This window comes from Sorangium sp. KYC3313 (assembly GCF_052075895.1).
GTDB classification, from domain to species: domain Bacteria; phylum Myxococcota_A; class Polyangia; order Polyangiales; family Polyangiaceae; genus Sorangium; species Sorangium cellulosum_B.
In genome coordinates this window covers 11467553-11486750 of the sequence record NZ_CP197255.1, presented here as the reverse complement: position 1 = coordinate 11486750, position 19198 = coordinate 11467553, and the positions used below count along the sequence as shown (strand labels likewise).

11 protein-coding genes and 1 riboswitch are annotated in these 19198 nt (G+C 71.4%); of the genes, 8 read left to right on the top strand and 3 right to left on the bottom strand.

Annotated features, from left to right (window positions below; all coding sequences use genetic code 11):
* Window positions 1-240: 240 nt before the first annotated feature.
* Window positions 241-1134 carry a hypothetical protein gene (locus tag ACSRUE_RS43790; protein ID WP_441288764.1) on the top strand — a complete coding sequence of 298 codons (894 nt, stop codon included), beginning with the start codon at window positions 241-243 and terminating at the stop codon, window positions 1132-1134.
* Window positions 1135-1216: 82 nt separating this feature from the next.
* Here ACSRUE_RS43790 and ACSRUE_RS43785 read toward each other — a convergent pair whose 3' ends face one another.
* Window positions 1217-2026 carry a haloacid dehalogenase type II gene (locus ACSRUE_RS43785; protein ID WP_441288763.1) on the bottom strand — a complete coding sequence of 270 codons (810 nt, stop codon included), beginning with the start codon at window positions 2024-2026 and terminating at the stop codon, window positions 1217-1219.
* A gap of 192 nt (window positions 2027-2218) precedes the next feature.
* Between ACSRUE_RS43785 and ACSRUE_RS43780 the strand changes: the two genes are divergently transcribed.
* Window positions 2219-3157, top strand: coding sequence for a LysR family transcriptional regulator (locus tag ACSRUE_RS43780; protein ID WP_441288762.1), 939 nt, complete (start codon window positions 2219-2221; stop codon window positions 3155-3157).
* Here ACSRUE_RS43780 and ACSRUE_RS43775 read toward each other — a convergent pair.
* Both ACSRUE_RS43775 and typA read right to left on the bottom strand, forming a co-directional pair.
* A complete protein-coding gene (locus ACSRUE_RS43775) occupies window positions 3145-3633 on the bottom strand; it encodes a hypothetical protein (protein ID WP_441288761.1) in 489 nt (162 codons plus the stop codon). The genes ACSRUE_RS43780 and ACSRUE_RS43775 overlap by 13 nt on opposite strands.
* Window positions 3634-3710: 77 nt before the next feature.
* Window positions 3711-5597, bottom strand: a complete 1887-nt coding sequence (gene typA / locus ACSRUE_RS43770) for a translational GTPase TypA (protein ID WP_441288760.1) — start codon at window positions 5595-5597, stop codon at window positions 3711-3713.
* Between the two features lie 91 nt (window positions 5598-5688).
* Window positions 5689-5896, top strand: a riboswitch (cobalamin riboswitch).
* Between the two features lie 322 nt (window positions 5897-6218).
* Between typA and ACSRUE_RS43765 the strand changes: the two genes are divergently transcribed.
* The 6 genes from ACSRUE_RS43765 to ACSRUE_RS43740 all read left to right on the top strand — a co-directional run bounded on the left by ACSRUE_RS43765 (window position 6219) and on the right by ACSRUE_RS43740 (window position 19099).
* Complete coding sequence (locus ACSRUE_RS43765; RefSeq protein ID WP_441288759.1) at window positions 6219-8369, top strand: TonB-dependent receptor; 2151 nt, start codon at window positions 6219-6221, stop codon at window positions 8367-8369.
* A gap of 488 nt (window positions 8370-8857) precedes the next feature.
* Window positions 8858-10762 (top strand): hybrid sensor histidine kinase/response regulator, encoded by a 1905-nt coding sequence (locus ACSRUE_RS43760; RefSeq protein WP_441293191.1) that lies wholly within the window; start codon window positions 8858-8860, stop codon window positions 10760-10762.
* Between the two features lie 174 nt (window positions 10763-10936).
* Window positions 10937-11632, top strand: coding sequence for a DNA-directed RNA polymerase (locus tag ACSRUE_RS43755; RefSeq protein ID WP_441288758.1), 696 nt, complete (start codon window positions 10937-10939; stop codon window positions 11630-11632).
* Between the two features lie 78 nt (window positions 11633-11710).
* On the top strand, window positions 11711-14215 hold the full coding sequence (locus tag ACSRUE_RS43750) for a sensor histidine kinase (RefSeq protein ID WP_441288757.1): 2505 nt from the start codon (window positions 11711-11713) through the stop codon (window positions 14213-14215).
* Between the two features lie 209 nt (window positions 14216-14424).
* Window positions 14425-16176: a protein kinase domain-containing protein gene (locus tag ACSRUE_RS43745; protein WP_437761415.1), complete on the top strand. Its 1752-nt coding sequence runs from the start codon at window positions 14425-14427 to the stop codon at window positions 16174-16176.
* A gap of 472 nt (window positions 16177-16648) precedes the next feature.
* Window positions 16649-19099, top strand: coding sequence for a sodium-translocating pyrophosphatase (locus ACSRUE_RS43740; protein ID WP_441288756.1), 2451 nt, complete (start codon window positions 16649-16651; stop codon window positions 19097-19099).
* Window positions 19100-19198: the final 99 nt, after the last annotated feature.

The window sequence follows — 19198 nt, the reverse complement described above, 5'->3', positions numbered from 1 at the left end:
TGCGGTGCCTCCTACGGAAGTAACCCAGCATGCAGATCTGCCTGCGGTGCCTCCTCCGGAAGTAAGCCATCATGCAAATGTGAGTGCGCGCGCGCCTCCCGATGAAGTGCAGCATATAAAACTGCCTGCGGCGGCTCGCTCGGGTGCGCGGGCGCAGGCGACTCTGCATGATACCTCACCAGATTACAGACGATGACCGGCCGCTTTCGCTCGTGATGACCGCTGCTTATGGTCCGCGATATGGCGAGAACGAAAAGCCGACAACAGAGTGCCCCGCCGGCGGATGCCGCGGGAGACGAGCAGACCCGGAGCTACGAGGCCCTTTACAGACAATACCTGCCGATCGCAGCGGAGATCCCGGAGGCCGATGTGCAGGGGTGCCGCGCCGATCCGCGCATCGTGCTGGTCAATGTGAAGCGCGGCGTCGCGGCGGTGTGCGGCACGAGGAAGCAATCCCAGGCCGTGAGCGAGCACCTGCCCAGGATCCCTCTGAAAGAGGTGCTGCAGCTGCCGGACATCGCCAGGGCGCTCCTCTTCGCCTCGCGCGAAGCGCTGCCGCGCACGGCGAGCCCGAGGGAGATAGAGCGGGCGCTTCAGGAGATCAGCGGCCCGCGCGAGGAGCTGCTGACGCAGGCGGAGCTCTTCGCCCGGCGCGGGCTGCTCGACAAGGACCGGGTCGCGCAGATCCGGGCCGGCACCGGCAAGTACGATATGGCCCGGGACGGGATGGAGCTCGCGGCGCTGTTCCTGCGGCACGCGGGCGCCCTGAAGGGGCTGCACCCGTTCACGCGGGAGGAGATCGAGAAGCTCGGGCGCACGAGCGAGTGGCTGCTCGAGAACCTGACCCCGAACGGCGCGCGGGTCGAGGTGAAGAAGAGGGAGAGATCGTCCGCAGAGGACGCGCGAGATCGGCTGTGGACCCTGATCGTGCAGCGTCACCAGCACCTCCGGAGGATCGGTTACTACTTCCACGGCGACGACTTCGAGCAGATCACGCCGCGCCTGCTCGCGCGGGCGCAACCGGCTCAAGGCGGGGGACAGCAGCAGGACCCGGAAGAGCCCGCCCCGATCGACGGCGACGAGGTTGAGCAAGGCACAGTCGAAGACGAGGCCGTGCAGCAGGGGAATCCCTAGCCTCGACTCGGTCGTCGCCGGCGTGCCCCGCCGATCACGCCTGCTGCCTCGACGCAGGCGCTGAGGGCATGGCCCCCGCCGGTCACGCCCTCTCCTTCACGAACTCCACGAGATCCGACAGGCTCGCTCCCGTCGCGTCGGCGCTCACGCCGAGCTCCTCGGCCGGCAGGCCAAGGCGGTTGACCCAGAACGTGGGATAGCCGAACCACCGGGCCCCCGCGGCGTCCCAGCCGGCGAACGCGACGAACGCGATCTCCTCGCGCGTGAGGCCGAACGCGTCGAGCGCCATCCGGTACGCGCGAGGATCCGGCTTGTACGTCCTCGCCCGGTCCGTGCTGAGCACGTGCTCGAACACGCCCCCCAGACCGGAGCTCTCGATGGCGGCCCCGAGCATCCTCGGCGTGAAGTTCGACAGGAACGAGAGCCGGAGCCCCGCGCCCCTCAGCGCCCGGAGCGCCGGCAGCACGTCGGGCCACGCCCGGAGATCGAGGTAGGCGCCGAGGAGCCGCGCCCGCTTCTCCTCCCCGAGATCGAGCGCCAGCGCGCGCTCGGCGAACACCAGCGCGTCCGCCGTCACCTGCCAGAAGTCGGCATACTCGTGGGACGCGACCCGGAGCCACGTGTACTCGAATTGCCGGGTGCGCCACGCCTCGCTCAGCGATGCCCCCTTGCCAGGACAGAGCTCCTCCGCGAGCGCCGCGATCGGGCGTGGATCGAAGATCGGAAAGGCGTCGAAGGCGATCGCCTTGATCGTCGACCCGGCCGCCGGCCGCGGCGGCGCCGGCCCGTGCTGCGCGGCACAGGAGGTCGTCCCGGCCGGGGCCGAGCCCAGGAAGCCCGCCGCGGCCGTGCCGGTCACGCGGTGGAGAAACTCACGACGATTCGTCAACATGCCAGCCTCCATCGGATCATCCGACGTGAACCACGCGACCTGCGAGAGCGCGAGTGCGCGGGTGCGGGAACGCACGCTGGAGAGCATGCGCGGTCCGCCGTTGCCCGGGGATCCTCCATCGACGTAGACTCGGCATGCACCTTTGCATGGCGCGGAGCGCTCTCCGGCAGCAGCGCCCCGCGCCCCGGAGCCATGCTCGACTGGGACGATCTGCGCTACTTCCTCGCCGTCGCGCGGCACGGCAACCTCTCCGCCGCCGCGCGCGCGCTGAAGGTCACCCAGCCGACCGTGGGGCGGCGCGTCGCGGCGTTCGAGCGGCGCCTCGGGGCGAGGCTCTTCCAGCGCTCGCCGTCGGGGTTCGCGCTCTCGGCCGCGGGCGAGAGCGTGCTCGGCCACGCCGAGCGCATGGAGCAGGACGCGCTCGCCGCCGAGCGCGCCGCCGCCGGACGCGACGCAGGCCTGAGAGGCCACCTCCGTATCACCGCGTCCGAGTGGCTGGCCACGCGCGTCCTCGGGCCGCTGCTCGTCCCGTTCCTCGCGCGCCACCCCGCCATCTCCGTCGATCTCATCGCGGACGCGCGCTGGCTGAGCCTGCCGCGGCGGGAAGCGGACATCGCCCTTCGCCCCGCCGCGTTCGAGCACCACGAGGTCTTCCAGCGCGAGGTCGCGCGGATCGGGTTCGGGCTCTATGCCTCGGAGGCCTACCTCGCCGAGCGCGGCCCGCCGGACTGGGGCCGGCAGTGCGAGGGCCACACCCTCGTCACGATGAACGACGATCCTCCGGCGATCGCCGACCTGTCGTGGGTGCGCGCCGTCGCCGCGAAGGCCCGCGTCGCCGCGCGCACCAACGGCCGCGAGCCCCAGGCGACGATGGGGGCCGCCGGCGTCGGGCTCGTCTGCCTGCCCCGCTACCTGGGCGACGCGACCGCCGGCCTCCGCCTGCTCTCGCCGCCCTCGCCGCCGCCAGGGCGCAAGCTGTGGCTCGGGGTGCACCGCGATACGCGCGGGGTGCCGCGCGTGAAGGCGCTCGTCGCGTTCGTCGCCGACGCCCTCGGGCCGCTCCGGCGCGCCCTCGACCCCGGCGCGCGGCCGCGCGCGTCAGGCGACGAGCGCCCCCGCTACCGGCCCTGATCGCGCTGGCACGCCCTGAGCTTCTCGAACGGCGCGTCGCACGTCTGGGGCAGGAAATCGGTCGTGCACGTCGGATCGCGCCCGCTCAGGCAATCGAAGAGCGACGCGATCGACGGCGCGAGGAACGTGCAGGGGATCCGGTCCGCGGAGATGACGGTCTCGCCCATGCACTCGAAGAAAGGAGCGGTCAGCGCGTTGCAGGGGCGCTGCTCCGAGAGCAGGTCGGCGCAGCGCTCGCTGCACCGGAGCTCCGGGCACGTGACGCCGTCGAAGAGCGAGCAGAAGAAATCGCACGAGGCCATCTGCTCCTCGATGGAGGGGCCGCCGGAGCTCGCCGACTGCGAGCCCTCGCCCGCGCCCCCGGCGCCGTCGGAGCTCCCGGGGAGCCCGTCGACGACGACGGCCCCGCCGCAGGCGCCCGCCCCCGAGAGCGCGGCGAGCGAAGCCAGGAAAGCGAAGAGCAGCGGCGTTCTCATCAGGGCATCATATCGCGCGGCAGGCACGGCAGGGGCGCGCGTCGGACTCCCCGCACGCCCCCGCGCGCCCCCGCCGCTCATTCCACCGCCTGCGATTGCTCGATCGCGTCCTCGCGGCGCTCCCGGCGGTTGCACGCGAGCACCTTCTTGCGGACGCGCACCGCGTCGGGCGTGACCTCGACGAGCTCGTCGCCGTCGATCCACTCCATCGCCGTCTCGATCGTGAGCAGCCGCGGGCTGGCCAGGAGGACGTTCTCGTCCTTGCCGTGGTTGCGCACGTTCGACAGCTTCTTCTCCTTGATGACGTTGACGTCGGTGTCGTTCGGCCGGTTGTGCTCGCCGATGATCATCCCCTCGTAGACCTCGACGCCGGGGACGATGAAGAACATGCCGCGCGGCTGCAGGTGGTGCAGCGCGTACGGGGTCGACACGCCGGCGCGATCGGCGACGATGGCGCCGGTGGGGCGGCGCATCATCGGGCCGCCCCAGGGCGCCCAGCCGTCGAACATCGTGTTGAGCAGGCCCGTCCCGCGCGTCGCGGTCAGGAACTCGCCGCGGAAGCCGATGAGCCCGCGCGACGGCACCCGGAACTCGAGGCGGGCGCGGCCGAAGCCGGGGTTCGTCATCTTCACCATCCGGCCGCGCCGGGAGCTGAGGCGCTCGGTCACGATGCCGACGTAGGTGTCCGGCACGTCCACGACCACGAGCTCGAGCGGCTCCATCACCTCGCCGTCGATCTCGCGCGTCACCACCTCGGGGTTCGAGAGCTGCATCTCGTACCCCTCGCGCCGCATCGTCTCCACGAGGATCGCCAGCTGGAGCTCGCCGCGGCCGAGCACCACGAACGTGTCGGGCACGTCCGTCGGCTCCACGCGGATCGCGAGGTTCTTCATCGCCTCGCGCTCGAGCCGCTCCTTCAGGTGACGGCTCGTCAGGTACTTCGACTGCTTGCACTTGCCGGCGAAGGTCGACGTGTTGACGCCGACCTTCATCTTGATCGTCGGCTCCTCGACCACGATGCGCGGCAGCGCCTCGGGGTGCGCCGGATCCGTGATCGTGTCGCCGATCGTGGCCGACTCGAGCCCCGCGATGGCGATGACCTCGCCCGCGACGGCGCTCTCGACCGCGACCCGCTTCAGCCCCTCGTACGCGTAGAGCATCTTCACGTAGCCGCGCGACTGCCCGCCCTCGCCGAGGAGCGCGACGTCGGCGCCCGAACGGGCGGTGCCGCGGACCACCCGGCCGACCGCGAGCCGGCCCACGTAGTCGTCGTGGGTCGTGTTGCAGACGATGACCTGGAGCGGACCGTCGGGGTCGCCGGAGGGGCCGGGGACCCGCTCGAGGATGGTCTCGAAGAGCGGCTCGAGGTCCTTCGCCTCGTGCTCGAGCTCGCGCTTCGCCTGGCCGAACTTCGCGATCGCGTAGAGCGTCGCGAAGTCCATCTGCGCGTCGCCGGCCTCGAGGTCGCAGAAGAGGTCGAACACCTCGGAGAGCACCTCGTGGGCGCGCGCGTCGCTCCGGTCGATCTTGTTGATGACCACGATGACCGGGAAGCCGCGCTGGAGGCACTTCGAGAGCACGAAGCGCGTCTGCGGCAGCGGGCCCTCGGCGGCGTCGACGAGGAGGAGCGCCCCGTCGGCCATCATGAGCGTGCGCTCGACCTCGCCGCCGAAGTCGGAGTGGCCGGGCGTGTCGACGATGTTGATCTTGACCCCGCGGTACCGGATGCTCGTGTTCTTCGCGAGGATGGTGATGCCGCGCTCCCGCTCGAGGTCGTTCGAGTCCATGACACGCTCGGCCACGACCTCGTTCTCTCGGAAGGCGCCCGACTGGCGGAGCATGTGATCGACGAGGGTCGTCTTCCCGTGGTCGACGTGGGCGACGATGGCGATATTGCGGAGATCGTTACGGGGCATATACGGCCGCGGCCGTGTAGCACGCGACCCACGGAGGAGCGAGCCCATCCTCGCTAGAGCCCGAACGTTCGGCCTGCGCGGCATCCGCGCGGGCGGGCGAGGGGAGCGGTAGCGATTGACAGCCGAAGGCGCACGGCCATAGGGTGCGCGCCGCGCTGGTGCCCGGGCGTTCGCCTGGGCCGAAGAGGGAACCCGGTGAAACTCCGGGGCTGCCCCGCAGCGGTAAGCGAGAACGACCTCCACCCCAAGCACTGGCCCGTCGAGGGCTGGGAAGCGGTGGACAGTAGGGAGCCGGTCTGACCGGAGCGCTCGCGAGCCCGAAGACCTGCCAGCGCCCGGCGGCGGGAGACATCCGGCGCCGGTTCGACCTGGGAGCCTCGAGGGAGGCGGTGAGGTCCGAGCCGGTGCAGCTCTGCCTCTGCCACGTCCCGGATACCGAACCGCCCCCCGCGTCGCCTTCCGGTCGCCCGTGGGGGCGAGAGGTCGGTCCAGCGCACCGTGCGATGGCCAGCCATTTCGTCCTCGCGGAGCTCGACGCGAGCGGCACGGCGCCGCTCCGCGCGATTGCAGCGAAGGAGGACGCGAATGCTGCGCGAGACGGTCACGACGAGCCACGGGCACCGCCATCCATCTCATCTGCTTCATCTTCATCTGCTCGCCGCTTTATCCATGGTGCTGGCCGCCGCGCGGCCCGCGCGCGCCGAGGGCGACACCTCCGAGCCGCCCGCTGCCCCCGAGGCGCCCGCTGCCCCGCCGGAGGCCGCCGCTGCAGAGCCCACCGGTGCGGGCGCGCCCGCGGGCGACGCCGCGATCGAGGTCACGATCCAGGCGGAGAAGCCGGGCAGCGAGGCCGCGTCGCGCGTCTCCGTCGGACACCGGGAGCTCGAGCTCAGGCCGAGGCTCCGGCCGGGCGACCTCCTCGAGTCGGTCCCCGGGCTCTTCGCCGTGCAGCACGCGGGCGGCGGCAAGGCGAACCAGTACTTCCTCCGCGGGTTCGACGCGGACCACGGGACCGACGTCGCCTTCTTCGTCGACGGCGTGCCCGTCAACATGGTCAGCCACGGCCACGGGCACGGCTTCACCGATCTCTACTTCATGATCCCGGAGCTCGTGACAGGGCTCGACGGGTACAAGGGGCCTTATTACGCGAGCATCGGCGACTTCGGTACGGCGGGCGCCGTCAACCTGCGCTTCGCCGAGAAGCTCGAGGAGAGCCACGCGCAGGTCAGCCTGGGGCAGTACGGTATCCAGCGCGGCCTCGTCATCGCCTCGCCGGATCTCGGCGACGCGTGGCGCGCGGTGGCCGCGGCGGAGATCTACCGGAACGACGGGCCGTTCCTGAGCCCGGAGCGGCTCGAGCGCTTCAACGTGTACCTGCGGGCCACGCACGATCTGGGCAACACCGGGAAGGTCCAGATGACCTGGATGTCGTACGGATCGACCTGGCACGGCTCCGGCCAGATCCCCGCGCGCGCGGTGTGCGGCGAGGGCGAGCAGGGCGGCCTGAACCCGCCGCCGTCGGCGTTCGGACAGCCGTGCATCGACCATTTCGGCGCCGTGGATCCGACCGAGGGCGGGGCGACCGAGCGGCACATGGCGTCCGTTGCAACCTCGACCGCGTGGCGGGACGCCGATCTGAGCGCGCTGGCCTACCTCGTCCGGTACCGCTTCACGCTGTACTCGAACTTCACCTTCTTCAGCGAGGACCCCGTCCGGGGCGACCAGATCGAGCAGAACGACGACCGCGCCGTCGGGGGCGCCGATCTCCGGTTCCGCAGGCAATACGAGATCGGCGGGGCGAGGTTCACGACCTCGCTGGGCGCGCAGATCCGCGCGGACGCGATCGACAAGTCCCTCCACCACGACGAGGCGCGCGAGCGGGTCGAGGAGAAGAGCAGGACCCACGTCGACGAGAGCCAGATCGGCGTCTACGTCGAGCAGGACGCCCGGCTCCGGCGCTGGCTCCGCGTCGTGCTCGGGGCGCGCGCGCAGTGGATCGACGTCAACGTGGACGACCCGGGCGAGGACCTCGAGACGGCGGGGAACAGGTCGAGCGGCGCCCGGGGACAGATGCAGCTGCTCCCGAAGCTCACGGCGATCGTGTCGCCCGTCGAGGGGGTCGATCTGTTCGCCCACTTCGGGCGGGGCTTCCACTCGAACGACGCGCAGGGCGCGGTGCTGGGCGAGGGGGCGGCGACGCTGATCACGCCCGCGACGGGCTACGAGGTCGGCCTGCGGGTCGCGCCCTTGCGCGGGCTGTCGCTGAGCGGGGCCGCGTTCCTGCTCGACCTGGACTCGGAGCTGGTCTGGAGCGGCGACGCGGGCGCGACCGAGGCGTCGGGGCAGACGCGGCGCTACGGGATCGAGATCGGCGGGCGCTACCGGCTCCGGAGCTGGCTCTTCGCGGACGTGGACGCGACCTTCACCCGCGCGCGCTTCCGCGAGAACGCCGGCAACGCGAGCGCTGTCGCCCTCGCGCCGACCCGGACGCTGACCGCGGGCGTCGGCGTCCGCCCGACGCTCGGCGCGTTCACGCCGTTCGCGGCGCTGCGGGTCAAGGCGATCGGCGCGCGGCCTGCGACCGAGGACGAGTCGCTCACCGCCGAGGGGTTCACGGTCGTCGACGCCAACGCCGGGCTGCGGTGGAAGAGCGTCGAGGTGGCCGTGGACATCCAGAACCTCTTCGACACGACGTGGCGCGAGGTCCAGTTCGCGAGCGAGTCGCGGCTGCCGTACGAGCCGGCCCCGGTCACCGGGATCCACTACTCGCCGGGGTGGCCGTTCACCGCGATCGGGCGGGCGACGCTGTACTGGGAGTAGGCGCCGCGCCGCCTGGAGCGATGTCCACTCCGACGGTTCGCGCCGTTCCGGCCGCGGGTTCCATTCCACACATGCCGGGGGGGTCGCAGGGATGCGCGATAACCCGCGCTCGACCCATCCACGGCGCCGTTATGGCCCCTCCACGCCGCGGCTGGCCGAGGAGCTGGGGCGCCGTGCGGCGCGCGCCCTCGGCGCTGATGGGCAAGACAACCCCGGTGCCGTCGAGGTTGGGTGGATCGCACTGGCCACGTCCGATGGCGCCACAATCGATGAGTCCGCCCTGGCACTCTCGAACCCTTCCAGCGGCCAGCGGTGGCCCTGCGCGGCTGCCGGCGGGCGCTCTCGACGCCGGCTCATGTGGCCATTGCTGTGCTCGTCACTCGCCGCTGCCGGCCGCCACGATGACGGCTCGCAGACGCGGAGAGCAGGACGGGAACGGAGAGCCTCGCCGCGTGGCAAACGTGCACCCATGCTGTAGGCTGTGCCGCATGGATCCGACAGGGCTCGGCGCCGATCTGCAATTCCGCATGCTGGTCGAAGGGGTGAAGGACTACGCCATCTTCATGCTCGACACCGAGGGCCGGGTGGCCACGTGGAACGCCGGCGCCGAGCAGATCAAAGGATACTCCGCGCAAGAGGTGATCGGCTCGCACTTCTCGCGCTTCTATCCGGCCGAGGCGATCGAGCGGAAGTGGCCACAGACAGAGCTCGCCGAAGCGCGGCGCGTGGGCCGCTTCGAGGACGAAGGCTGGCGCGTGCGCAAGGACGGCTCGATGTTCTGGGCGAACGTCATCATCACGGCCCTCCACGGCCCCGACGGCGAGCTGCGCGGCTTCTGCAAGATCACGCGCGATCTGACCGAGCGCAAGCGCCAGGAAGAGTCGCTGCGGCAGAGCGAGGAGCGCTTCCGCACGCTGGTCGAAGGCGTGAAGGATTACGCCATCTTCATGCTCGACCCCGAGGGCAGGGTGGCCACGTGGAACGCCGGCGCGGAGCGGATCAAGGGATACTCCGCGCAGGAGGTGATCGGTACGCACTTCTCGCGCTTCTATCCGGCCGAGGCGATCGAGCGCGGCCGGCCCGAGGCGGTGCTCGCCGCCGCGCGGCGCGAAGGCAGCTTCGAGGACGAAGGCTGGCGCGTGCGCAAGGACGGGTCGTCGTTCTGGGCGAGCGTCCTCGTCACGCCCATCTACGGCCTCGACGGCGAGCTGCGCGGCTTCTCCAAGATCACGCGCGACCTGAGCGAGCGCAAGCGCCTGGAGCAGATGGAATCCAACGCGCGCCAGATGGAGGAATTCGTGGCGATGCTGGCGCACGAGCTGCGCAATCCGCTGGCGCCGATCGCCAACGCGACCAGCGTCCTCAAGCTTGAAGGTAAGGACAACGCCCAGGTCGTCTGGGCAGCCGGCCTGATGGAACGGCAGCTCGGCCAGCTCGTGCGGCTCGTCGACGACCTGCTCGACGTGAGCCGCATCACGCGCGGCAAGATCGCCCTGGAGTCCAAGCGGATCGATCTCGCCGACGTGGTGACGCGCGCGGCGGAAGCGTCCCGGACCTGGATCGACGCGCGCGAGCAGACCCTGGAGCTGCAGCTGCCCGAAGGGCCGCTCGCGATCGTTTCGGGCGACCTGGCGCGGCTCACGCAGGTGGTGAGCAACCTGCTGCACAACGCGGCGAAGTTCACGCCGCCGCGCGGCGCGATCCGGGTCACCCTCGAGGTGGACGGCGCGCACGCGATCCTCCGTATCCGCGACAACGGCGCGGGGATGTCGCCCGAGCTGCTGCCGCAGGTGTTCGATCTGTTCACGCAGGGGGATCGCGGCCTCGATCGCGTCGAGGGCGGGCTGGGCCTCGGGTTGACGATCGTGCGCCGGCTGGTCGAGCTGCACGGCGGGACGGTCCAGGCGCTCAGCGAGGGGCCCGGCCGCGGCAGCGAGCTCATCGTGCGATTGCCGCGGCTGACGCGCCCCCTCGCGCCGCCGGCGGCGGTCGCGCCCGCGACGAAGGCCGGGCGCAAGCTGCGCATCCTCGTCGTCGACGACAACCACGACTCGGCCGAGAGCATGGCGCTGCTGCTCAAGCGCATGGGCAACGACGTGCACGCCGCGTTCGACGGCCCTTCAGCGCTCGAGCTCGCGGCGCAGCTCCAGCCGGACGTCGTGCTGCTCGATATCGGCATGCCGGGCATGACAGGGGTCGACGTCGCGCGCGCGCTGCGTCGCATTCCGGGCCTCGCGGGCCTATCGCTGTTCGCGATGACCGGTTACGGCCAGGAATCGGACCGCCGCATGACCCGGGAGGCCGGGTTCGACGTGCACCTGGTCAAGCCGGTCCGCGCGGAGGTGCTGAAACAGCACCTGGCGGACATCGCCAATCGCCCTGGAGCCGGCTGAGCGCCTCCTCCCGTCGCGTGCCCCGGCGGAGGCGACTCCGCCGTGGCGTCGCCGGGCGCCCTCGCGGCGAGCGGCTCGCCGGCCCGCTGTAAGCTGCGCCCGGCCGCCGCGTTGCAAAGAGAAGAAGAGGTGCGCCGCGGCGGTCTCGCCGGGGCCTCCTCAACGAGGGCTTCCATGCCGTTCTCCGTCCACACGACCCACGCCGCGGCGCGCTGGCGCCTGTCCACTGCGTTCGCCCCGCTCTTCCTGGCGCTCCTTTCGCTCCTCGTCGTGGGCTGCGGCCCCCGCCTCGTCCCGTTCACGCACGAGCTCCGGGTGCAGCACGACCTGAGCGACAGCGACGTGAAGAACCTGCAATTTTACGTTTCGCACCAGATCGCGCTGCGCCGCGAGCTCACGGCCGAGAGCTCGCAGGTGACGAGCAGCCACAAGCTCCTGCTCGTCTCCGGGAAGGTCATCGAGGAGGTCGTCGTCGAGGAGCGCACGCCCGGCGTCGTGCTCGCCGCGCGCGGCGGCGCCCTGTCGGTGAGCTTCGAGCCCGGCGCGTCGCTCACGTTCTCCGCGGGCCCCGAGCACTTCGCTCCCGCGCCGCCCGCGCCGTCGTTCCCGGGCTTCGCGACCCCGCCCGATCCGTTCCCCGGCGACGCGGAGCCGCTCCTCGCCAGCCCGAGCGTGGCCGGCGATGGCAGCGAACCCGGCGGCAACTACTGGCTCGCGGCCGGGCCCGGCCGCGAGATCCGTTACCAGGGCAAGGTGTTCTCGGCGATCGAGGACAGCCTGCGGGCGCACCTCCTGATCGACGCCGACGCGCTCGACGACGTCGTCGAGCGGCGCACCGTCCTCCCGGGCGTGCGCCTCCCCGACCGCTGACGCGCGGAGGCGCGCCCCGCCGCGGGCCGGAGCGCCGTTGCGAGGACGCGCGCCCTGCGCTTCCATGCGGCCCGCCTCGTGAACACGCCGCCGCCGCCCCCGCCCGCCGCGCTCCGCGCCCCGCGCGTCCGCGCAGAGCTCGTCGCCACCGGCTGGGAGCTGTTCTCGGCGCTCCTGTTCCTCTCCGCCGTCGTCCCCGCCGCCCTCACCACGCCGTGGCCGGCGATCCTCCTGCTGGCCTCCCTGGCCGCCTCGGCCGCGCTCTCGGGCGCGCTCACCCGCCGCGGCGACCGCGGCTTCGCCGTCGCGGCGGCGATCCGCGCCCTCTCGTGGCCGCTCGCGGTCTTGCCGCTCGCGTTCCGAGGCGCCCCGACCGCGCCCCCCTCCTGGCCAGGCCCGCTCGGGATCGGCCGCGCGATGCCGCCGTCGTGGCTCGGCCTCCTGGTGACCGCGGTCGCCTTCGGCGTCATGGCGGGCGGCATGCGCCGCGCGATCTACCGCGCCCTGCTCCGCGAAGGCGCCGTCGAGGGCGGCGCCGGAGACGCCGCCTCGGCGCGCGCCCTCGCCGCGGCGCTCCGGCCGAGGCTCGCGGAGTCGGCGGTGACCGCGGGCATCGTCGGCGGGCACGTCATGCTGCTCTTCTGCGTCGCGTTCCTCCGCACCCAGAGCCAGGTCGTGTTCCAGGCGTGGTTCGAGGTCGTCCCCCTCCTCGCCCTCTCGGGCACCCTCGGCTTCACGCTCGCCGTGCGCCCCGCCACGCGCCCGATCCTGGCCGCCCTCGCGGCCGGCCCTTCCGGCGCCCGCGCCCTGCTCGGCCGCGGCCTCGCCCGCGCCGAGCGGCTCCCCGACGTGCTCGCCTCCTTGAACTTCGCGCTGTGGCTCGGGTGCACCGCGATCGGCATGGCGTACGTGCGCGTCGGCGCCACCTCCAGCGTCGCCGACGCGCTCATGCAGCTCGGCTTCGGCGCCCTCTTCGCCTTCGGCGTCTCGTTCTACCAGCGCGCCTGGCACAAGGACTCGGTCACCCGCGCGGTGGACCTCCTGCGCGCCTGGACGGGCGCGCCCGAGCACGGCGGCGCGCCCCCGACGCCCCTCCGGCGGCGCATGCTGCGCGACTTCGGGCTGCCCCTTTTGTTCACGGGGCTCCTCTCGCTCTTCTCCTCGATCGGCCTCTACCGCGCGCTCGCCACCGGCTCGTCGTTCGACGAGGACTTCAACGCCATCGCCGCGCTCTTCGCCTCGCTGTCCCTCCTCGTCCTCGCCGCCCTCGGCGTCGTCGCGCGCGCGGCGCGCGAGCTCTCCCGGCCGATGGCGCGGCTCGCGCGCGCCGCCGACGAGGTCGCGCGCGGCGAGCTCGACGCCGCCGTGCCGCGGCTGTCAGGGCCGAAGGAGGTCGTGGGCCTCGGCGAGAGCGTCGAGCGCATGCGGCAGGCGCTGTCCCGGACGATCGCCGAGCTCGAGGCCGAGCGCGCCGGCCTCGAGGAGAACGTCGCCGCGCGCACCGCGGAGCTCACGCGCGCCCTGTCCGAGCTGAAGCGGACGCAGGCCGCGCTCATCCAGGGCGAGCGGCTCGCCTCCATCGGCGAGCTCGTGGCCGGCGTGGCGCACGAGATCTATAACCCGCTGAACGCCATCGCCGGCGCCGCCCAGCCGATCGAGGAGCGCGCCGCGGAGCTCCGCGCCGTCCTCGACGCGTACCGCGAGGCGGAGCGCGATCTCCCGGGCGAGCGCCGCCGCGCGCTCGAGGCGCTCCGCGAGCGGCTCCAGACCGAGGCGGCGCTCGACGATCTCGCCGGCATCTCGACCCTCGTCCACCGCGCGGTCGAGCGCAGCGTCCGCATCGTCACGAACCTGAAGAGCTTCTCGCGCGTCTCGGGCGAGCCGCTGCCGGTCGACCTGCACGCGGGGCTCGAGGAGACGCTGCTCCTGCTCGGCCCGCGGCTCCGGCAGGCGCGCATCGAGGTGATCCGGCGCTACGGCGAGCTGCCGCCCGTCACCTGCAGGGGCGGCGAGATCAACCAGGTGTTCATGAACCTCCTCGTCAACGCCATCCAGGCGCTCGAGGCGCCGCCGGCGCCCGCCGCACCGGCAGAGGAGGGGACCTCCGGCGGGGGCGCGGCGCCGCGTACGCCCGGCGAGCCGGCGCTCTGCATCGAGACCTGGGTCGACGAGGACATGGCGGCCGTCGCGATCTCGGACGGCGGGCCGGGCGTTCCGCCGGACCTCGCCCAGCGGATCTTCGATCCGTTCTTCACCACGAAGCCGCGAGGGCAGGGGACCGGCCTCGGGCTGTCGATCTCGACCGAGATCGTCCGGCGGCACGGCGGCACGCTCGCCCTCGCGCCGGAGCCAGAAGGAGAAGACGGCGACGGCGGCGGCGGCGGACACCCGCGCCGCGGAGCGCCGGCCTCGGTCCACGGCGCGCGCTTCGTCTGTCGCCTGCCCCTCGATCCTCGCCCGGCGAGCGCCCGTACGCAAGGCGATACCCTTCCTCCCGCGCGGCCGTCCGCGGAGGCGAGCCCGCCCGAACGGCCGTCCGCGGAGGCGAGCCCGCCCGCTCGGCCTACGCGCGGCTTGGCTTGACGAGACGAGCGCGTCATCGGCGCCGGTCTCCCACCCCACCTCCACGCGGAGCTCGCACGATATTCATCGCAACCCGACCGCGGGCCCGTAGACCGGCTGTTTCAAACCGGATACGTTCAGCGAGCGATCCGACTCACCGCACAGCGCAATAGGGCCCTGAGAGACGAGAACGGCTCTTCTGGGGAGCGCTGAGGAGAAACGAAGGCACCATGGAGCGCGCGATTCAGCGACCGGCAGGTCCCAAGGCTTCGAGCACCGATCCGTTGATCGGGAAGGTCGTGGCCGGCAGGTACCGGCTCGAGGCACGGCTTGGCGAAGGCGGCATGGGCGTCGTTTATCGCGCCCGCCACGTGCTGATCGACCGGGTCGTCGCCCTGAAGCTCATCCGGCCCGATCTCCGCGGAGAGACCCATCTCCGCGCGTGGATGCTGCGCGAGGCGCGCGCCGCAAACCGCGTTGATCACGCCCACATCATCGATATCCACGACATCGGCGAGACCGAGGAGGGCGAGCTCTATCTCGTCATGGAATACCTCGTCGGCACGCCGCTCTCGGCGGAGCTCGCGCGCGGCCCGATGCCGATCGCGCGATCGGTGGACATCCTCGAGCAGATGTGCGCGGCTCTCGCGCGCGCCCACGACCTCGGCGTCGTGCACCGCGACCTGAAGAGCGACAACATCCTGCTCACCCACCGCGGCGGCCGGAAGGATTTCGTCAAGATCCTCGACTTCGGCCTCGCCGCCATCGCGCGCGACCCGCGCCTCGCCCCGAAGGGCGCGGTCTTCGGGACGCCCGAGTACATGTCGCCCGAACAGGCGCGCGGCGAGGAGGCGACGTCGCAGTCCGACCTCTACGCGCTCGGCGTGCTCTTCTTCGAGATGCTGACCGGGCAGCTCCCCTTCCGCGCGAACGACCGCGACACGCTCCTCGAGATGCAGCGGACCCACGCGCCGCCGCGGCCCCGCTCGATCCGCCCCGACGCGCACGCGCAGGGCGAGGCGATCGTGCTGCGCCTGCTCGAGAAGGACATCCGCAAGCGCTACCGCGACGCCCACCACCTCCAGGAGGAGCTGAAGGCGCTCCAGCGCGGGCTCCCGGCCCACGCGTGGGAGGTCGAGGGCAGCGACGGCGTGCCGGTGCCGCCGCCGCCGCCGCCGCCGCAGAGCGCGGGCGTCATCGAGTGGGCGAGCCGGGCGGCCCTGTTCTCGCGCATGGTCTCCCGCGCCTACCCGTCCGGGCAGGTGCCGCAGGAGGTCCAGAACGGCCTTGCGCAGGCCTGGGACCTCGCCGCGCGCGCCAACAAGCTCGAGGGCGAGGTCGCGAGCCTCACCCGCAAGCTCGAGGCGCTCGAGCGCCGCGGCCGCGCGCTGCGCGCCGAGATCGGCCGCAAGGTCGAGGAGCTCGCGCACGAGGAGTCGCGCGTGATGCGCGAGGCGATGGCCGACGGCGAGGACGTCGAGAAGGTCCGCGTCGAGCTCACCGCCGCCGAGAAGCTCGCGCTCTCCGCGCGCCAGCTGGCGGACGGGGCGGCCCGCCAGGGCAACCACGATCCGCTCATCTACGAGCGCGCGGGCGCGGCCGGCGCGACCGCGCAGGCGAAGCGCGAGCAGCTCGGGCGTTACGAGCACAAGAAGAACACGCGCGAGGCGAACGCGCGCGACCTGCGCCGCCAGATCGACGAGCTCCGCGCCCAGCTCGCCCGCTACGCCGAGGCCCTGGAGGAGGACCTGGCGCAGGGGCGCGAGCGCGTCGCGGCGCGCACGCGCGAGGGGCTCGCCTACGAGAAGTCGTTCAGCGAGGCCTCCAACCTGCTGCTGAGCCACCTCCGCAACAAGCCGGAGTGTCGGGATCTCGTGGCGGAGCTGCTCACGTCCCACGCCAGCCCTGGCGCGGACTCGGGCTCGGATCAGCGGCTCTCCGGCTCGGATCGGCGGCTGAACAACGCGACCGAGCGCAACTGAACACGGACGACGACAGCTGAACGCGATCGAGCGCAGCTGAAAGCGTCCGAGCGCAGCTGAATGCGACCGAACGCGACAGCGTGGAACAGCGTTCGGTCGTGCGCGCTTCTTTCTTTCACCATCGTACGTAATCTCCCTACGTCATCTCCTGACGTCGCGCCGATGACAGACCTTCTCGTCGTGGGCGCGCGTCGCGCCCTCTCGACGGCGTCTCGGGTGCATGGTAGCTAGCGCGCGCCTCGGGGGTCCGGTCACGGTGGAGGCATGCCTGGCAGCTCTGGGCGCTCCGACACCCTCCGGTCGTCGAGGGACGAGGCTGTGCTGAAGCGTCGGCGTTAGAGCAAGAGCCCCTCCGGCAGCGCGCCGGTCCCCTTCCCCTTTACGCAGGCGGCCAACCCCTCGGAACCACGAAGCAGCGAGCGGCGATGGCGCCGTCCTCTGCCTCGGATTTTGCGATGGAGGCACACCGTCCATGAACGTTCTCCGGTCCCACAAGGCCTGGCTCGCACCGATGCTGGCCGGGCTCGCCGCGCTTGCCCTGCTGCTCAGCGGCGGGCTCGCCAGCGCCAGTGAATCCGATCTCATCCTCCCCGACCTAAGCACCCAGTCCTTCGGTGGCATCGACGGCCGCACGCTCCTCATGGGCGGCATCGGCGTCTGCGCGCTCGGGTTCGCGTTCGGGCTCGTCATCTACTCGCAGCTGAACAAACTCCCGGTCCACCGCGCGATGCGGGAGATCTCGGAGCTCATCTACGAGACCTGCAAGACGTACCTGGTCACGCAGTTCAAGTTCATCCTGCTGCTCGAGATCCTGATCGGCGCGGTCATGGTTCTCTACTTCGGCGTGCTGCGCCACATGGAGGCCACGAAGGTCGTGGTCATCCTGCTGGCCAGCCTGGTCGGCATTGCCGGCAGCTGCGGCGTCGCCTGGTTCGGCATGCGCATCAACACGTTCGCGAACTCGCGCGCCGCGTTCGCGAGCCTCAAGGGCAAGCCGTTCCCGACGTACGCGATCCCGCTCAAGGCCGGGATGAGCATCGGCGCCGTCCTCATCAGCACCGAGCTCATGCTCATGCTGGTGATCCTGCTCTTCATCCCCGCCGACTACGCCGGCCCGTGCTTCATCGGCTTCGCCATCGGCGAGTCGCTCGGCGCCTCCGCGCTCCGCATCGCGGGCGGCATCTTCACGAAGATCGCCGACATCGGCTCGGACCTGATGAAGATCGTCTTCAACATCAAGGAAGACGACGCGCGCAACCCGGGCGTCATCGCCGACTGCACCGGCGACAACGCCGGCGACTCGGTCGGCCCGAGCGCCGACGGCTTCGAGACATACGGCGTCACCGGCGTCGCGCTCATCTCGTTCATCCTCCTCGCCGTCCCCGACGCCGCCGTCCAGGTCCAGCTGCTCGTCTGGATCTTCGTGATGCGCATCGTGATGGTCCTCGCGAGCATCGGCTCGTACCTCCTCAACGAGGCGATCGCGAAGGCGTCCTACGCCGACGCCGACAAGATGAACTTCGAGGCCCCCCTGACGCGCCTCGTCTGGCTGACCTCGCTCGTGTCGGTCGCGCTCACCTACGCCGTCTCGGCGTTCATGATCCCGAACATCGGGGGCGACACGACGCTCTGGTGGAAGCTCTCGTCGATCATCACCTGCGGCACCCTGGCGGGCGCCATCATCCCGGAGATGACCAAGATCTTCACCTCGACCGAGTCGGGCCACGTCCGCGAGGTCGTGACCGCGTCGCGCGAGGGCGGCGCCTCGCTGAACGTGCTCTCGGGCCTGACGGCCGGCAATTTCAGCGCGTACTGGATGGGCATCGTCCTCGTCGTGCTGATGGCCATCTCGTACTTCTTCTCCGCCCAGGGCCTCGGGCAGCTCATGATCGCCGAGAGCGTCTTCGCCTTCGGCCTCGTGGCGTTCGGCTTCCTCGGCATGGGCCCGGTGACCATCGCGGTCGACTCCTACGGCCCTGTGACCGACAACGCGCAGTCGGTCTACGAGCTCTCGCTCATCGAGAGCGTCCCGAACGTCGAGGCCGAGCTCAAGAAGGATTTCGGCTTCACCCCGAACTTCGACAAGGCGAAGCATTTCCTCGAGGAGAACGACGGCGCGGGCAACACCTTCAAGGCGACGGCCAAGCCGGTGCTCATCGGGACGGCGGTCGTCGGCGCGACGACGCTCATCTTCTCGATCATCGTCGTGCTCACGAGCAAGCTGACGACGAACGTGGACAAGCTCTCGCTGCTCCACCCGCCGTTCCTGCTCGGCCTCGTGACGGGCGGCGCGGTCATCTACTGGTTCACCGGCGCGTCGACCCAGGCGGTCTCGACAGGCGCCTACCGCGCGGTCGAGTTCATCAAGGCGAACATCCGCCTCGAGGGCGTGGAGAAGGCCTCGATCACCGACAGCAAGAAGGTGGTCGAGATCTGCACGCAGTACGCGCAGCGGGGGATGTTCAACATCTTCCTCGGCGTCTTCTTCTCGACGCTCGCGTTCGCCTGCCTCGAGCCGTTCTTCTTCATCGGCTACCTCATCAGCATCGCGCTCTTCGGGCTCTATCAGGCGATCTTCATGGCGAACGCCGGCGGCGCCTGGGACAACGCGAAGAAGCTCGTCGAGGTGGAGCTGAAGGAGAAGGGCACGCCGCTCCACGCGGCGACGGTCGTCGGCGACACCGTGGGCGACCCCTTCAAGGACACCTCGTCCGTCGCGATGAACCCCATCATCAAGTTCACGACGCTGTTCGGCCTCCTCGCGGTCGAGCTGGCGATCGAGATCGACCGCGGGACGAGCCTCGTGCTCGCGGGCATCTTCTTCGTGCTCTCGACGGTGTTCGTGTACCGCTCCTTCTACGGGATGCGGATCAAGTCGGACGAGAAGACGACCGCCGCTGCCGGCGCCCGCGCCACGGCCTGAGCCGGGCGTCTCCTCTCGCGCTCGGCGCTCCCCGCGCCCTGCCGCTCCCCTCTCGCACGCGCTGACCTCCCCCGCCGCCCGACGCCGCTCCGCGGTCGA